The organism is Pantoea anthophila (assembly GCF_006494375.1).
GTDB lineage: Bacteria > Pseudomonadota > Gammaproteobacteria > Enterobacterales > Enterobacteriaceae > Pantoea > Pantoea anthophila.
In genome coordinates, this window is sequence record NZ_VHIZ01000024.1 from 24,706 (window position 1) to 40,206 (window position 15,501).

Sequence of the window (15,501 nt, forward strand, 5' to 3'; positions counted from 1 at the left end):
ACCAAAACAGGGTATGGATGCAGAATGACATATGCACTGGAACTTTCTCAGCTGACCAAGACCTATCCCGGCGGCGTACAGGCGCTGAAGGGCATCGATCTTAACGTTGAAGCGGGTGACTTTTATGCGCTGCTGGGGCCAAACGGTGCCGGTAAATCCACCACCATCGGGATTATCAGTTCGCTGGTCAATAAGTCCGGCGGCAGCGTGCGGGTGTTTGGCTACGACCTGCAAAAAGATGTGGTGAATGCCAAGCGCCAGCTCGGCCTGGTGCCACAGGAGTTTAACTTTAACCCGTTTGAGACGGTGATGCAGATCGTCGTTAACCAGGCGGGTTACTACGGCGTCGGACGGCGTGAGGCCAATCAGCGGGCGGAGAAGTACCTGAAACAGCTCGATCTTTGGGGAAAACGCAGTGAACGGGCGCGCATGCTCTCCGGCGGGATGAAACGCCGTCTGATGATCGCCCGCGCGCTGATGCATGAGCCCAAACTGCTGATTCTGGATGAGCCGACGGCGGGGGTCGATATCGAACTGCGGCGCTCAATGTGGGGGTTCCTGAAAGATCTCAATGCCAAAGGCACCACCATCATTCTCACCACCCACTATCTGGAAGAGGCGGAGATGTTGTGCCGCAACATCGGCATCATCCAGAGCGGTGAGCTGGTGGAAAACACCTCGATGAAAGGGCTGCTGTCCAAGCTGAAATCAGAAACCTTTATCCTCGATCTGGCGCCGCGCAGTCCGTTGCCCGCGCTGGAAGGATTCCAGTATCGCCTGACGGATACCTCCACGCTGGAGGTGGAAGTGCTGCGTGAGCAGGGGCTGAACAGCGTCTTCAGCCAGCTGAGTGCGCAGGGGGTGCAGGTACTGAGTATGCGAAATAAAGCGAACCGTCTGGAAGAGCTGTTCGTTGGCCTGACGACGCAGGGAAAAACAGGAGCAAAAGCATGACACATTTGTACTGGGTGGCGCTGAAAAGTATCTGGGCCAAAGAGATTAACCGTTTTGCCCGCATCTGGATCCAGACGCTGGTGCCGCCGGTAATCACCATGACGCTCTATTTCATCATCTTCGGTAACCTGATCGGGTCACGCATTGGTGAGATGCACGGCTTCAGCTATATGCAGTTTATCGTGCCGGGATTGATCATGATGGCGGTCATTACCAACGCCTATGCTAACGTAGCATCCTCATTCTTCAGTGCCAAATTCCAGCGCAACATTGAAGAGCTGCTGGTCGCGCCGGTGCCGACCCACATCATTATTGCGGGGTATGTTGGCGGCGGCGTGGCGCGTGGCGTCTGCGTCGGGGTTCTGGTCACGGCCATTTCGCTCTTCTTCGTGCCGTTTCACGTTCACTCCTGGACGATGGTGGCGGTGACGCTGCTGCTGACCGCGATTCTGTTTTCACTGGCCGGTCTGCTGAACGCCGTGTTTGCCCGGACCTTTGACGATATCAGCCTGATCCCGACCTTTGTGCTGACGCCGCTGACCTATCTGGGTGGCGTGTTCTATTCGCTGAGTCTGCTGCCGCCATTCTGGCAGGCCGTTTCGAAGCTGAACCCCATCGTCTATATGATCAGCGGGTTCCGCTATGGCTTCCTGGGCATTAATGACGTGCCGCTGGCCTTTACGCTTTCGGTATTGATCGCGTTTATTCTGGTCTTTTACGGGCTGGTCTATGCGCTGATTCAGCGCGGACGCGGATTACGCACCTGACGAAAGCTTTACCGAAGCCACGCAGCGAAACGCGCGTGGCTTTTTTATTATCGGATAAAAAATCGCCGCCTTTTCCGGTTGTCACTGGCCTTAAAAAACGATCCTTTCTTCTGTTCCGTCTCTCTTTTTTCACGCGATTGCGGGAAATAGCCGCCTTTTTCGCCCTCCTGATAAAAAATAACCCTAAGCATTATCTGATATTAAAGTGGAACCGGTTTCTATCTTAATGATTCTCCACTGTTAAATTTTTTTTAAGATTAGCCTTAAGCCCCGACTGTTGTTTATTTCAGCGCGAGTGATCAGAATACCGCCGAATAAGGTTATTCCTCTGCTCAGGGACGAAAGGGCGGGAATGGAGTGTCTGTAATAAGAAGAATGGTCGCACATTCAGGGCCAGTTTTTAATCAAAGGCAGGAAAAGATGAATCGTATAACGTGGATCGACAATCTGCGGGGATTGAGTATTCTCGCAATCATTTTTTTGCACAGTACTATCGCTGTTCATAACAATGCCGGTCATTTTACCGCCTTCAGCAGCCTGCTAAATGAGATGCTGGCACCGGTAAGGCTGGGGCTGATGTTTTTTGTGTCGGGCTTATTTGTCGATGCCGGATTAAGAAAAGGCCTGGGTCCTTTTTTTAATAACAAGGTGCGCAGTATTCTCTATCCGTTCGTGGTCTGGGTGGCGGTTTATGGCGGGCTGAAAATTCTGTTCAGCTCAATGGCCAATACGCCGCAATCGCCGATGAATATTATTCTCTCTCACCTGACCGGTGGCGGCGATATGACCTGGTTCCTGCATTCGCTGTTTATCTTCTTTATTGTGATTATCTTTGCCCGCCATCTGCCGTTCCTGCTCGTGTTCGGCATCTGTATGGCGCTGAGCTGGGCATTGCCAGCCATTGACCCGGACGGCGTGTTTGCCAGTTTCGATAACAGCCACATTAATAAATCCCTTTATCTGTTTGTTTTCTTCTATCTGGGCGATTACGTGGTGAGAAAGCAGGTGGATATCGCGGAGAAAGTGCAGCACGGTCCGACCCTGCTCATTTCGGTGGCCAGTTTTGCGCTGCTCTCCTGCCTGAATATTTTTGTGCTGGATCGTCATTCGCAGGCATTACTCTCACCGCTGGCACTGCTGTCGGTTCCGTTCTTTGTCTGGATTGCGCTGAAGCTGAAGTCTGAACTGGTTTATTATATCGGCGTCAATTCTATCGTCTTCTACCTGTCGCATTATCTGGCGATTCAGTTCTTCAGCAAGATTGTGAAATTTGAAAGCCCGTCCGCCTGGGTTAACGATCTGAAGTTTATTTCGGCTTTCCTGGTGGCGCTGGCGTTACCCTGGACGCTCTGCCTGATGAGAAAGCGTGGCTGGTTTAATTTCCTCTTTACGATGAAAAAATCGTCGAAGCCGCTGGCGGCCAAACCGGTTTAACGGAAATAATCGCAAAGAAAAAGGGCCGGCCGTATCACGGGCGGCCCTTTTTTATCAGGCGATCTGTACCGGCAGCGCTTTTGCCAGACGCTTCATCTGGTTGTCACCCTCAAAATAGGCGACCTTTGGCTGCCACTGACGCGCTTCCGCATCTTCAACCTGCACATAGGAGCAGATAATTAAAATATCGCCCTGGCAGGCGCAGCGGGCGGCCGCACCATTTACCGAAATGATTTTTGAGCCACGCTCAGCCGCGATAGCATAGGTGGAAAAACGCTGACCGTTGGTGACGTTATAAATATCGATCGCTTCATATTGCAGAATGCCGGAAGCATCCAGGAAATCCTGATCGATTGCGCAGGAACCTTCGTAATTGAGGTCCGCCTGCGTCACTTTCACGCGGTGTAATTTGCCTTGCAGAACAGTGCGAATCATAGCCAGAAACCTTGTCAGAGAAATAAAGTAATCTGTAGCGGGTGTGCTTACAGCGTCAGGTCAACGGTTTGGTTGTCAATCAGGCGGGCATTGCCCAGCCAGGCGGCCATCAGTACGACAGCGCGCTGACTGTCCACCGTCAGCGGCTGCAGCGTTTCCGCATCGCAGATCGCCAGGCCATCAGGACGCAATCCCTGCGCGACCAGCGCCTCACTGGCCGCCTCGATAATCTCTTCAACATGGCGCTCGCCGTTTTCCAGCCGCGTCGCCATCTGACGCATCACCTGGCTCAGCACCGGGGCCAGCTGACGCTCATCGGCCGTCAGGTAGCCGTTGCGCGAACTCAGCGCCAGACCATCCGCAGCCCGTACGGTAGGCACGCCGACAATTTCAATGTCGAAGCCCATATCGGCCACCATCTTACGAATGATAGCCAGCTGCTGAAAATCCTTTTCACCGAAACAGGCAATGTCGGGCTGCACCAGATTAAAGAGTTTGCTGACGATGGTGGCCACGCCGCGAAAATGGCCCGGACGGGTCGCGCCCTCCAGCAGAGAGGAGAGCACCGGCACCTCAACAAAGGTCTGATTCTGCGCGCCCTGCGGATAGACTTCAGCCGGTGAGGGGGCAAAGACGACATCCACCTGATGGCGGTTCAGCTTTTCGCAATCCTCCTGCAGCGTGCGCGGATAGCGAGCCAGGTCGTCTGCCCGGTCAAACTGCATCGGATTCACGAAGATCGACACAATCACGATGTCGCCGCGCGCCCGCGCCTCATCCACCAGCGTCAGATGCCCTTCATGCAGGTTGCCCATGGTCGGCACCAGCGCAATACGTTTACCCTGCTGACGCCAGCGACGGACTTCCTGGCGCAGCATCAGCAGCGTTTCAATGATCAACACGGTGATTCTCCCGAATTACTGGAAACTGTGCTCGGCCGCCGGGTAGGTACCGGCTTCAACTTCAGCGATATAGTGGCGAATCGCCGCGCGAACATCGCCGCTCTCCGCCAGGAAATTTTTGGCAAATTTAGGGATGTGGCCGCCGGTCACGCCCAGGGCGTCATGCATCACCAGAATCTGTCCATCGGTGACGTTACCGGCACCAATGCCGATCACCGGAATAGTGAGGGCGGCGGTGATCCGCTGGGCCAGCGAGACCGGCACGCACTCCAGCACCATCAGCTGTGCGCCCGCGGCTTCCAGCGCCAGCGCGTCGGCCAGCAGCTGCTCGGCTCCCGCTTCATCACGCCCCTGGACTTTATAACCGCCAAAGATATTGACCGACTGCGGCGTCAGCCCCAGGTGACCACACACCGGCACCGCCCGCTCGGTCAGCATCCGGACGGTTTCAGCCAGCCAGCTGCCGCCTTCCAGTTTGACCATGTTGGCTCCGGCGCGCATCAGCTGCGCAGCGTTGTCAAAGGTCTGTGCCGGCGTGGCATAGCTCATGAAGGGCAGGTCAGCGAGCAGCAGCGCCTGCGGCGCGCCACGGCGCACGGCGGCGGTGTGATAGGCGATGTCGCTGACCGTCACCGGCAGCGTTGAGTCATGCCCCTGAATCGTCATACCTAACGAATCGCCAACCAGCAGCACCTGAATGCCTTCATCGGCAAACAGGCGGGCAAAACTGAAATCGTAGGCGGTCAGCGTCGCGAATTTTTTACCGCTGGCTTTCGCCTGACGCAGATGTGAAATCGTGGTGGGTTTCATGGCGCTCTCAACTCAGGAATTCTGATGGGCGCAGTTTACTGGATAGCGTCAGAGAGCGGAATCAGAGAGTTGTGTTTGTCTGCTCAGCGCGGCCACAGGGTGATGCTGCTACTGTCGAGCGTGGCCAGAATCGTGCTGAGCGCACGGCCATCCGGCAGGCGAACATCCGGCGCAATCGCCAGCAGCGGCACCAGCATAAACGCCCGATTCAGCAGGTCATAGTGCGGCACCGTCAGGCGTTCATTGTTGATCACCGCCTCGCCAAACAGCATCAGATCGATATCCAGCGTGCGCGGTCCCCAGCGCTCCGCCTTACGCACCCGGCCATGCTCCTGCTCAATCCGCTGGGTGTGGTCCAGCAGCGCTTCTGCGCTGAGATCGGTCTCCAGCGCCACGGCGGCATTCAGGAAGTCGGGCTGATCAGGCGGGCCATAGGGTGGCGTGCGGTAGAAGGGCGAGGTGGCAATGCGCTGCGTCTGCGGCAACGCATCCAGGGCGCGAAGCGCTGCATCAACCTGATGCAGCGGATCGGCCAGGTTACTGCCTAATGCCAGGTAAACCCGGGTCATGAGGCGTTCTGGTTGTCACGACGCGGCGCGGAAGAACGGCGGCGCGGACGACGCGATTTATGGCGCGGCACCGGATCGTCGCCGAGGTTGTTCAGCATGTTTTTCTGCTGCGGCGGCGCGGCGACCTGGAATTCGCCCCACCACTGGCTCAGACGCAGCAGTTCCGGGTTATTTTCTACTTCCGCCCGCAGCGCCAGCAGATCGTAAGCGGCGCGGAATTTCGGATGCTCCATCAGTTTCCAGGCGCGTTTACCGTGACGGCGCGACATGCGTAGCTGCAGCAGCCAGATATCGCGGATCAGCGAGGTGATGCGCTTCGGAATCGCCAGCGCACGGCAGGCTTCATCCAGCGTATCATTCATCGCCATCGCAAAGGCTTCAAAGTAGGTCAGGCCACTTTCCTGCGCAATGCGCTCTGCCGCTTCCAGCTGCGGATACCAGAACATCGCGGCAAACAGAAACGCCGGATTCACGCGCATATCATTCTGAATGCGGTTATCAGTGTTTTTCAGCACCTGCGCCAGCATGCGCTCCATGTGGCTGTCGCTGTTTTCCGTGAAGTTGCGCGCCAGCGTCGGGAACAGCGGCTGGAACAGCTGATATTCACAGAGCTTCAGATAGGTGCTGTAGCCGTAGCCCGCCTGAAGCAGCTTCAGCGACTCTTCAAACAGGCGAGCCGGTGGAATATCACGCAGCAGCGAGGCCAGACGCGGGATCGGCTCTGCCGTTTCCGGCGCAATGCGCATATTAAGCTTCGCAGCAAAGCGCGCCACGCGCAGCATACGGACCGGGTCTTCGCGGTAACGGGTTTCCGGATCGCCAATCAGGCGGATGATGCCCTGTTCCAGATCGCTGATGCCGCCCACGTAGTCACGCACGGTGAAATCCGCCACGCTGTAGTAGAGGCTGTTGATGGTGAGATCGCGGCGCTGAGCATCATCTTCAATCGAACCGAAAATGTTGTCGCGCAGCAGCATGCCGCTCTGGGCGCGCTGCGAACTGTTGCGATCCTCAGCCATCTCTTCCGCCTGATGATGTCCACGGAAGGTGGCAACTTCGATCACTTCCGGGCCAAACATCACGTGTGCCAGACGGAAACGGCGACCGACCAGACGGCAGTTGCGGAACAGCTTGCGCATCTGCTCAGGTGTGGCGTTGGTCGTCACGTCGAAATCTTTCGGTTTTTGCCCCAGTAGCAAATCGCGCACGCCACCGCCTACCAGATAGGCTTCATAACCGGCTTTATTGAGGCGATAGAGCACTTTGAGGGCATTTTCGCTGATGTCTTTACGTGAGATGGTATGGCTTTCACGAGGGATGATGGTCATAAGACGCTCTGGTTCAACCTCTGCTGGGGCTTCCTCTTCATCACGCTTCAGGACTTTCCGGCAAAAATTAGCTACTCGGGTAAAAATGGGACACCTCGACAGTGGCATAAAAAGGGTGTAGGTAAAATCAGCGGCTAATCATAGCCTGTTGAGAACCGTTTGAGAATGCTGTTGTCTATGCATCCGGTTTCAGGGCGTTCTCCTGCGGCATCAAAGCGATATTCCACTGCGACACCGCATCAGACAGCAGTTTGTCCTGCGTTAAGTCCTGCCAGCCGGGTGAAACAGGCTGTCCGAGAAAGCGCAACGCCGCCACTAACAGCGGCCGGGCGTCGCCATCCGGCAGCGACGGCGCATGATTCTGCTTCGACAGCTTATTACCGTCGTGATTAAGCGCCAGCGGCAGGTGCAGCCAGGCGGGCACCGCCCAGCCGAACTGCTGATAAAGCGCAATCTGCCGCACGGTCGGCTCAATGAGATCGGCGCCGCGCACCACTTCAGTAATCCCCTGAAAGTGATCGTCAACCACCACCGCCAGGTTATAGGCAAACAGCCCGTCGCGCCGGTGAATAATAAAATCTTCCTCTGCCAGCCCCCTGTCCGCCTCAACGTGACCGCGCAGCCGATCCTCAAAGGCAAAAACCGGGGCATGCTGACGTAAACGCAGCGCAGCATTCTCCGGCCCGCGATGCCGATCGCGGCAGTAGCCATCATAGAAACCGCCAATCTCCTGAATGCGGCGCCGCGGGCAGGTGCAGAAATAGCTCTGACGATGCTGCTGCAGCCAGGCCAGCGCCTCCCGGTAGGCTTCATGACGCTGCGACTGCCACAGCACCTCACCATCCCACTCCAGTCCATAGTGCGCCAGCTGATGCAGGATACGATCTGCAGCCCCCGGCACTTCGCGTGGCGGGTCGATATCTTCAATCCGCACCCGCCAGAGCCCGTTCTGCGCACGCGCGCTCAGGTAACTGCCCAGCGCAGCAATCAGCGAGCCGAAATGGAGTTCACCAGAAGGAGAGGGGGCGAAGCGACCGATACAGGAGGATGACATAGGTTTCAGAAGTGACCACGCAGCGGACAGGACAACAGGTGTACCGCTGCGTGGCAACAGGCTGGACGCGGCATCAGCCGGCCATTTGTTTCTCACGAATTTCTGCTAAGGTCTTACAGTCGATGCAGAGATCGGCGGTAGGACGCGCTTCGAGACGGCGGATACCGATCTCTACGCCACAGGAATCGCAATAGCCGAAGTCGTCATCTTCCACTTTCTTCAGCGTCTTCTCGATCTTTTTAATCAGTTTACGTTCGCGATCGCGGTTACGCAGCTCCAGGCTGAACTCCTCTTCCTGCGCGGCACGGTCTACCGGGTCCGGGAAGTTAGCAGCTTCATCCTGCATGTGCGATACGGTACGATCGACTTCGTCCCGCAATTGATTACGCCAGGCTTCCAGAATCTTGCGAAAATGGGTCAGCTGCGCGTCGTTCATATACTCTTCGCCCGGTTTCACCTGGTAAGGTTCGACGCCGGCGATAGCGAGAATACTCAGGGACGATGTTTTACGGTTTTGACCTTCTTGCATGTTGCTTCTCCTGGATAACACGCACTATACCCTTCGACTTGCATCTCGCAGGGGCGTTGCTGCCAGCCTGCATTTGACATCTGCGGGGTACATCGATCCCCCATTGGGGAAAAAAACAGGCCGCTATAAATAACAGAAGCAGTCAGGGTTGGCAATTCTTCGTGAACACACCTTGACAAGCCTGTGAGGAACAGCGTAGTTGGTCCCCGATTCTGAGCATTCTTACCACATAAAATTGCAAAAGATATTACAAGGTTACGTTAACCGGCGTTTTAAGAACTATTCCCGCCGCGGATAAGTCTGCCTGATACGCGAAAACCTCTACACCCTCTCGCTGCGCCTGAGCCAGTTGTTCTGCATACGCCGCATCAATGTGGCGTGCCGGGGAAACGTCCTCAATCCCCGAGTGCAGAACGGCAAACAACAAAACGGCCCGATGACCCTCTGCCGCAACCGTCGCCAGTTCGCGCAGGTGTTTCTGTCCTCGAATCGTCACCGCATCCGGAAAATAACCTTTACCTTCATGTAAAAGGGTTACGGATTTCACCTCAATATAGCAGTTGCGTCGGCCCTCTGCTCTGAGCAGGAAATCAATTCTGCTTTTTTCACTGCCATATCTGACTTCCGCCTGACGCTGGGCATAACCGGTCAGTTCCGCTATCCGGTTCTGGTCCAGCGCTTCGGCTACCAGTTGATTCGCGCGCAGCGTATTGACGCAGATCCACTCTCCCGCCTGCGTCTCGGTCAGCTCCCAGCTGTGCGGGTATTTCCGCGTCAGGCTGCCGGAGGTGGAGTACCAGACCTGATCGCCTGGGGTGGCGCAGCCGGTCATGGCGCCGGTGTTGGCGCAGTGAATCGTCAGCTGCTCGCCCTCGGGCGTCACGACATCGGCCAGGAAGCGCTTGTAGCGGGCGATCAGGCGGGCGGGTTTAAGAGGAGGAGAGAAGTGCATGGGGATCCTGAGAGCGTAACGGCCAGCTGGCCAGGGTGCGATAACGGGTACGGCCCCGGCTGTACTCCGAGGCAAACAGCGAAAACGCCGGGACATGAAAACGCCAGTGAAAGCCGCGCGGCGGCAGCGCCACGGGCTGTGTCGCCTGGCGTAACAGCGTGATGTGCGGATGAAACGGCTGCGGGCTCTGGTGGCAGCCGTGCCGGGCGGCCTGGGCCCGCAGCAGGCTGGCGAGCTGTAACAGACCGCGTGGGGCGCGCTGGCAGCCGAGCCAGACCACGCCGGGGCGGGGCCAGTGTCCGGCATCATCCAGCTCGAGATCGAAGCCGGGCTGATCAATACGCGATGCCAGCGTCTGCAGGCGCTGGGAGGTCTCCGGCGCGACCTCGCCGAGAAACGCCAGCGTCAGGTGCAGACTGGCGGCGGCCACCGGCTGGCCCGCCTCCGCAGGGAAGGTGTCGGCCCGCCAGCGCACCAGCTGTTGCTGCATCGCGTCAGGCAGGCTGATGGCAAAAAATAAGCGTTGTGTCGCCATGGCGCTCTCCGGCAAATATCACGGATGGATGCTACAATGCGCGCCATCTTAGCACAGGCAGAAGCGGAGTTTGCTGTGAGCGATTTACCGGTCAGCGCGGTGCTGCCTGACATTCTGGCGGCGCTGAGCCACGCCCCTCAAATCCTGCTGGCCGCACCGACGGGGGCGGGCAAATCGACCTGGCTGCCGCTGCAGCTATTACAGCAGGCGGCGCTGCCGGGGCGAATCATTATGCTGGAACCACGGCGGCTGGCGGCGCGCAACGTAGCGCAACGGCTGGCGGAGCAGCTCGGCGAGCAGCCGGGGGCGACGGTAGGATTCAGGATGCGCGGCGAAAGCTGCGTCGGACCAGAGACGCGACTGGAAGTGGTGACCGAAGGCATGCTGACGCGCATGCTTCAGCACGACCCGATGCTGGAGGGCGTGTCGCTGGTGATCCTGGATGAGTTTCACGAGCGCAGCCTGCAGGCCGATCTGGCGCTGGCGCTGCTGCTTGATGTGCAGCAGGGGCTGCGCGACGACCTCAGAATCCTGCTGATGTCCGCCACGCTGGACAATGCCCGGCTGGCGGCGCTGCTGCCCGACGCCCCGCTGATCGTCTCAGAAGGACGCAGCTTTCCGGTGGAGCGGCGCTATGCGTCGCTGAACCAGACGGTGCGTTTCGAAGAGGCGGTAGCGCGTGAAGTTGCCCAGCTGCTGCGGGAGGAGAGCGGTTCGCTGCTGCTGTTTCTGCCGGGCGTGGCGGAGATCGAACGGGTGAAGCGTGAACTGGAAGCGCGCATCAGCGACGACGTGGATCTGACGCCGCTCTACGGGGCGCTGCCGCTGGCGGCACAGCGCCGGGCAATCCAGCCCGCCGCGGCCGGACGCCGCAAAGTGGTGCTCGCCACCAATATTGCCGAAACCAGTCTGACCATTGAGGGGATCCGGCTGGTGGTCGACAGCGCACTGGAACGCAGCGCCCTGTTCGATGCCCGCAGTGGCGTGACGCGTCTGCAGACCCAGCGCATCAGCCAGGCGTCGATGATCCAGCGTGCAGGCCGCGCCGGGCGTCTGATGCCGGGGATCTGCCTGCATTTACTGCCGCAGGAGCAGGCCGCCCGCGCGGCCGCGCAGAGCGAGCCGGAGATCATGAACAGCGATCTCTCCTCGCTGTGGCTGGATCTGCTGCAGTGGGGCTGCACCCAGCCGCAACAGCTGCAGTGGCTGGATCAGCCACCGGCGAAAAACCTGGCGGCGGCCCGGCAGCAGTTAACCCGTCTGGGGGCACTGGATGACCATGGCCTGCTGAATACCCTGGGGCGGCGCATGGCACAGCTGGGCAGCGATCCGCGCCTGGCGGCGATGCTTTGTGCGGCGGGCGACGAGGTGGATGCGGTCGCCAGCGCCGCACTGCTGGTGGCGATTCTGGAAGAGCCACCCCGCAGCGGCAGCGCCGATCTGCGCGATGCGCTGCACCGGCCTCAGGCTCAGTGGCAGCGACGGGCGCAGCAGTGGCAGCAGCGACTGAAGGTGCGAGGCGGACGGGTCGATGAGGATCGTTTCGCCGGCTTGCTGGCGGTGGGGTTTGGCGATCGGCTGGCGCGGCGACGCGACCAGAGCGGCCGCTATCAGCTCGCCAACGGGCTGGGGGCCAGGCTGGATGAGCAGGATGGCCTGACGCGTCATGAATGGCTGATCGCGCCTGCCCTGTTACAGAGCAGCGCCGCGCCGGATGCCCGGATGCTGCTGGCTCTGCCGGTCGACATTGAGGCGCTGTGCCAGCAGCGGCCCGCCCTGGTTGAGCGCCGCACCGAGGTTGAGTGGGATGAAGAGAAGGGCACGCTGCGCGCCCTGAAGCGTGAGCAGATTGGCGCACTGATACTCCGGACGCAGCCGATGGCAAAGCCGGAACCGGCGGTACTGCACGCGGCGATGCTGCGCTGGATTGCGGACAAGGGGCTGTCCGTGCTCGGCTGGACGCCAGAGGCAGAGCAGCTGCGGGTGCGTATCCAGTGTGCGGCGCAGTGGCTGCCGGAAGAGGGCTGGCCTGTCGTCGATGATGCGGCACTGCTTGAGCGTCTGCCGGTGTGGCTGCCGCCGCAGATGACCACGGTGCGCGATCTCCGCAGCCTGCAGGCGGTAAACCTGACCTCCGCGCTCTTACATTTACTCACATGGTCACAACGTCAGCGGCTGGATAGTGCGCTGCCAACTCATTACACTGTGCCGACCGGAAGCCGGCTGCCGATTCGCTACGATGCGGAGAAGCCGCCCGCGCTGGCGGTACGGATTCAGGAGATGTTTGGTGAAGCGCAGAACCCCACCGTAGCGGAAGGCCGCATTCCGCTGGTGCTGGAGCTGTTATCACCCGCCCAGCGGCCGTTGCAGATCACCCGCGATCTGGCGGCGTTCTGGCGCGGTGCCTGGCCGGAGGTCAGGAAAGAGATGAAGGGACGTTATCCGAAACACCTCTGGCCCGACGATCCGGCTACCGCCTTGCCAACAAGGCGAACCAAAAAAATGTCCCCGCAGGGTTGAGTCCACTGGATCGAATTCAGAGGGTTCTGCCATGCGTTATGCGAGAAAGCAGTTAGAGTAGCGGCGCTGCCGTAAGCACTGCCTGGAGAAGAAAAGTAATGTCTGGGAACGATCGCGAACCAATAGGGCGCAAAGGTAAAGCGTTGCCGCCGCGCAGCAGTGCGGGGCGGGGACGACGCAGGGATATCGATCAGGATATCGACCAGGACGATTTTAATGATGACGAGGAGGAAGCGCCGGTGCCACGTAAAGGTAAAGGTGGAAAACCGCCGCGCGGCAAACGCCGTTGGCTGGGATGGATAATTAAACTGTTCCTGGTGTTTGTGGTGGTTATGGCCGCGTGGGGCATCTACCTCGACTCGGAAATTCGCAGCCGTATCGACGGTAAAGTGTGGCAACTGCCCGCCACCGTCTATGGCCGCATGGTCAGCCTGGAACCGGGCATGGCCTACAACAAAAGTGAAATGGTCGCCCTGTTGGAAGGCACCCAGTATCGCGAAGTGTCGCGCATTACCCGTCCCGGCGAGTTTTCGGTGAAGGGCAACACGATCGAGCTGCTGCGTCGTCCGTTTGATTTCCCCGACAGTAAAGAGGGGCAGATCCATGCACGCATGAGCTTCAGCAAGGATGAGCTGAGCGAGATTAAAAACCTCGAAACCGGTCGCGATTTTGGCTTCTTCCGCCTCGATCCCCGGCTGATTACCATGCTGCAGTCGCCAAATGGCGAACAGCGACTCTTCGTGCCCCGCGCCGGATTCCCGGATCTGCTGGTCGATACGCTGATTGCCACCGAAGATCGCCATTTCTATGAGCATGACGGCATCAGCCCTTACTCGATTGGCCGTGCCTTCCTGGCGAACATCACCGCCGGCAAAGCGGTGCAGGGCGGCAGTACGCTGACGCAGCAGCTGGTGAAGAACCTGTTCCTCACCAATGAGCGTTCGCTGTGGCGAAAAGCGCGTGAAGCCTATATGGCGGTGATCATGGATGCGCGCTACAGCAAAGATCGCATCCTGGAGCTCTACCTGAACGAAGTCTATCTCGGCCAGGCGGGCAGCGATCAGATCCGCGGTTTCCCGCTGGCGAGCCTCTACTACTTTGGCCGTCCGGTCGATGAGCTGAGTCTGGATCAGCAGGCGATGCTGGTCGGCATGGTAAAAGGTGCCTCGCTCTACAACCCCTGGCGCAACCCGAAACTGGCGCTGGAGCGACGCAACCTGGTGCTGCGCCTGCTGCAGCAGCAGAAGGTGATCGATCAGGAGCTGTATGACATGCTGTCGGCGCGTCCGCTGGGCGTGCAGCCGAAAGGGGGCGTGATCACGCCACAGCCTGCCTTTATGCAGATGGTGCGTAACGAACTGCAGGCGAAACTGGGCGATAAGATCAAAGATCTCTCCGGGGTGAAAATCTTCACCACGCTGGACCCGGTGTCGCAGGATGCGGCGGAAAAAGCGGTGGTTGACGGGATTCCGACGCTGAAAAAACAGCGCGGCCTGAAGGATCTGGAAACGGCGATGGTGGTGGTTGACCGTTTCAGTGGCGAAGTGCGCGCCATGGTCGGCGGTGCCGATCCGCAGTACGCCGGTTACAACCGTGCGCTGCAGGCGCGCCGTTCGATTGGCTCACTGGCGAAGCCGGCGACCTATCTGACCGCGCTGAGCCAGCCTAACAGCTACCGTCTCAACAGCTGGATCGCCGATGAGCCGATTGCGCTGAAGCAGCCCAACGGCAGCCTCTGGAAACCGATGAACGACGATCGTCGCTTCAGCGGCAAAGTGATGCTGGTGGATGCGCTCACCAACTCCATGAACGTGCCGACGGTGAACCTCGGTATGACGCTGGGGCTGGATGCGGTGGTGGACACCTGGACTAAGCTGGGCGTGGCGAAGGATCAGCTCAATCCGGTGCCTGCCATGCTGCTGGGTGCACTGAACCTGACGCCGGTTGAAGTGGCGCAGGCGTTCCAGTCGATTGCCAGCGGCGGTAACCGCGCTGAGCTGTCGGCGGTGCGGTCGGTGATCGCCGAAGATGGCAGCGTGCTCTATCAGAGCTATCCGCAGGCGCAGCGCGTGGAACCGGCTCAGGCCGCCTATCTGACGCTCTATACCCTGCAGCAGGTCGCCGATCACGGCACCGCCCGTGCGCTGGGCGCGCGTTTCCCGAATGCGCATCTGGCCGGGAAAACCGGGACCACCAACGATCTGATCGACAGCTGGTTTGCCGGTATTGATGGCAAAGAAGTGGCAATCACCTGGGTGGGACGCGACAACAACCAGCCGACCAAACTCTACGGTGCCAGCGGTGCGATGCAGATCTACCGTCGCTACCTCGATAATCAGGCGCCGATGCCGCTGCAGCTGACGCCGCCGGAAGATGTCTCGCTGATGAACATCGACTCTGCCGGTAACTTTGTCTGCGGCACGGGCAGCAGCACCTGGCGCGCGCTGCCGGTCTGGGCGCTGGATCCGAATGCGCTGTGTCAGCAACAGCAGCAACAGGTTCAGCAGCAGCAACAGCTGTTCGATCAGCAGCAGCAACAGCAGCAACAGCAGCAGCCGACCCAGCAACCGCAGGAGCAGAAAGAGAGCGACGGCGTAGCAGGGTGGATAAAAGATATGTTTGGCAAATAAATCGGCCAGATGGGTTAAAAAGGGCGCTTCGGCGCCCTTTTTTTGTGGTCTTTTATTACTCTTCAATCGCCCCGCAAACGGC

Annotated in this window: 14 protein-coding genes; 5 read left to right on the top strand and 9 right to left on the bottom strand. The window is 59.0% G+C overall.

What is annotated here, in order from left to right; all coding sequences use genetic code 11:
* Window positions 1-24: 24 nt before the first annotated feature.
* The 3 genes from FJW00_RS04225 to FJW00_RS04235 all read left to right on the top strand — a co-directional run bounded on the left by FJW00_RS04225 (window position 25) and on the right by FJW00_RS04235 (window position 3,155).
* Window positions 25-954, top strand: a complete 930-nt coding sequence (locus FJW00_RS04225) for an ABC transporter ATP-binding protein (RefSeq protein ID WP_009092057.1) — start codon at window positions 25-27, stop codon at window positions 952-954.
* Window positions 951-1,721, top strand: coding sequence for an ABC transporter permease (locus FJW00_RS04230; RefSeq protein WP_009092055.1), 771 nt, complete (start codon window positions 951-953; stop codon window positions 1,719-1,721). The genes FJW00_RS04225 and FJW00_RS04230 overlap by 4 nt, the downstream gene beginning before the upstream one ends.
* Before the next feature lie 420 nt (window positions 1,722-2,141).
* Window positions 2,142-3,155, top strand: coding sequence for an acyltransferase family protein (locus FJW00_RS04235; protein ID WP_046101243.1), 1,014 nt, complete (start codon window positions 2,142-2,144; stop codon window positions 3,153-3,155).
* A gap of 54 nt (window positions 3,156-3,209) precedes the next feature.
* Here FJW00_RS04235 and panD read toward each other — a convergent pair whose 3' ends face one another.
* The 9 genes from panD to thpR all read right to left on the bottom strand — a co-directional run bounded on the left by panD (window position 3,210) and on the right by thpR (window position 10,269).
* Window positions 3,210-3,590: an aspartate 1-decarboxylase gene (gene panD / locus FJW00_RS04240; protein ID WP_009092050.1), complete on the bottom strand. Its 381-nt coding sequence runs from the start codon at window positions 3,588-3,590 to the stop codon at window positions 3,210-3,212.
* Window positions 3,591-3,637: 47 nt separating this feature from the next.
* Window positions 3,638-4,492 (bottom strand): pantoate--beta-alanine ligase, encoded by an 855-nt coding sequence (gene panC, locus FJW00_RS04245; RefSeq protein ID WP_046101244.1) that lies wholly within the window; start codon window positions 4,490-4,492, stop codon window positions 3,638-3,640.
* Between the two features lie 15 nt (window positions 4,493-4,507).
* Window positions 4,508-5,302, bottom strand: a complete 795-nt coding sequence (panB, locus tag FJW00_RS04250) for a 3-methyl-2-oxobutanoate hydroxymethyltransferase (RefSeq protein WP_009092046.1) — start codon at window positions 5,300-5,302, stop codon at window positions 4,508-4,510.
* 83 nt (window positions 5,303-5,385) lie between these two features.
* Entirely contained in the window at window positions 5,386-5,871 is a 486-nt protein-coding gene (folK, locus tag FJW00_RS04255) for a 2-amino-4-hydroxy-6-hydroxymethyldihydropteridine diphosphokinase (protein WP_009092044.1), read from the bottom strand.
* The gene (gene pcnB / locus FJW00_RS04260) at window positions 5,868-7,286 is read right to left on the bottom strand and encodes a polynucleotide adenylyltransferase PcnB (RefSeq protein ID WP_208971008.1); all 1,419 of its coding nucleotides are present in this window, start codon (window positions 7,284-7,286) and stop codon (window positions 5,868-5,870) included. Before pcnB ends, folK begins: the two co-directional genes overlap by 4 nt.
* Before the next feature lie 88 nt (window positions 7,287-7,374).
* Complete coding sequence (gluQRS, locus tag FJW00_RS04265; RefSeq protein WP_009092040.1) at window positions 7,375-8,253, bottom strand: tRNA glutamyl-Q(34) synthetase GluQRS; 879 nt, start codon at window positions 8,251-8,253, stop codon at window positions 7,375-7,377.
* A 73-nt stretch (window positions 8,254-8,326) separates the two neighbouring features.
* Window positions 8,327-8,782: an RNA polymerase-binding protein DksA gene (dksA, locus tag FJW00_RS04270; RefSeq protein WP_008925615.1), complete on the bottom strand. Its 456-nt coding sequence runs from the start codon at window positions 8,780-8,782 to the stop codon at window positions 8,327-8,329.
* A 247-nt stretch (window positions 8,783-9,029) separates the two neighbouring features.
* The gene (sfsA, locus tag FJW00_RS04275; RefSeq protein WP_140923140.1) at window positions 9,030-9,734 is read right to left on the bottom strand and encodes a DNA/RNA nuclease SfsA; all 705 of its coding nucleotides are present in this window, start codon (window positions 9,732-9,734) and stop codon (window positions 9,030-9,032) included.
* Window positions 9,712-10,269, bottom strand: a complete 558-nt coding sequence (gene thpR / locus FJW00_RS04280) for an RNA 2',3'-cyclic phosphodiesterase (protein WP_009092036.1) — start codon at window positions 10,267-10,269, stop codon at window positions 9,712-9,714. Before thpR ends, sfsA begins: the two co-directional genes overlap by 23 nt.
* Window positions 10,270-10,305: 36 nt before the next feature.
* Between thpR and hrpB the strand changes: the two genes are divergently transcribed.
* Window positions 10,306-12,789 carry an ATP-dependent helicase HrpB gene (gene hrpB, locus FJW00_RS04285; protein WP_140923141.1) on the top strand — a complete coding sequence of 828 codons (2,484 nt, stop codon included), beginning with the start codon at window positions 10,306-10,308 and terminating at the stop codon, window positions 12,787-12,789.
* Window positions 12,790-12,887: 98 nt separating this feature from the next.
* The gene (gene mrcB / locus FJW00_RS04290) at window positions 12,888-15,419 is read left to right on the top strand and encodes a bifunctional glycosyl transferase/transpeptidase (RefSeq protein ID WP_140923142.1); all 2,532 of its coding nucleotides are present in this window, start codon (window positions 12,888-12,890) and stop codon (window positions 15,417-15,419) included.
* Window positions 15,420-15,501: the final 82 nt, after the last annotated feature.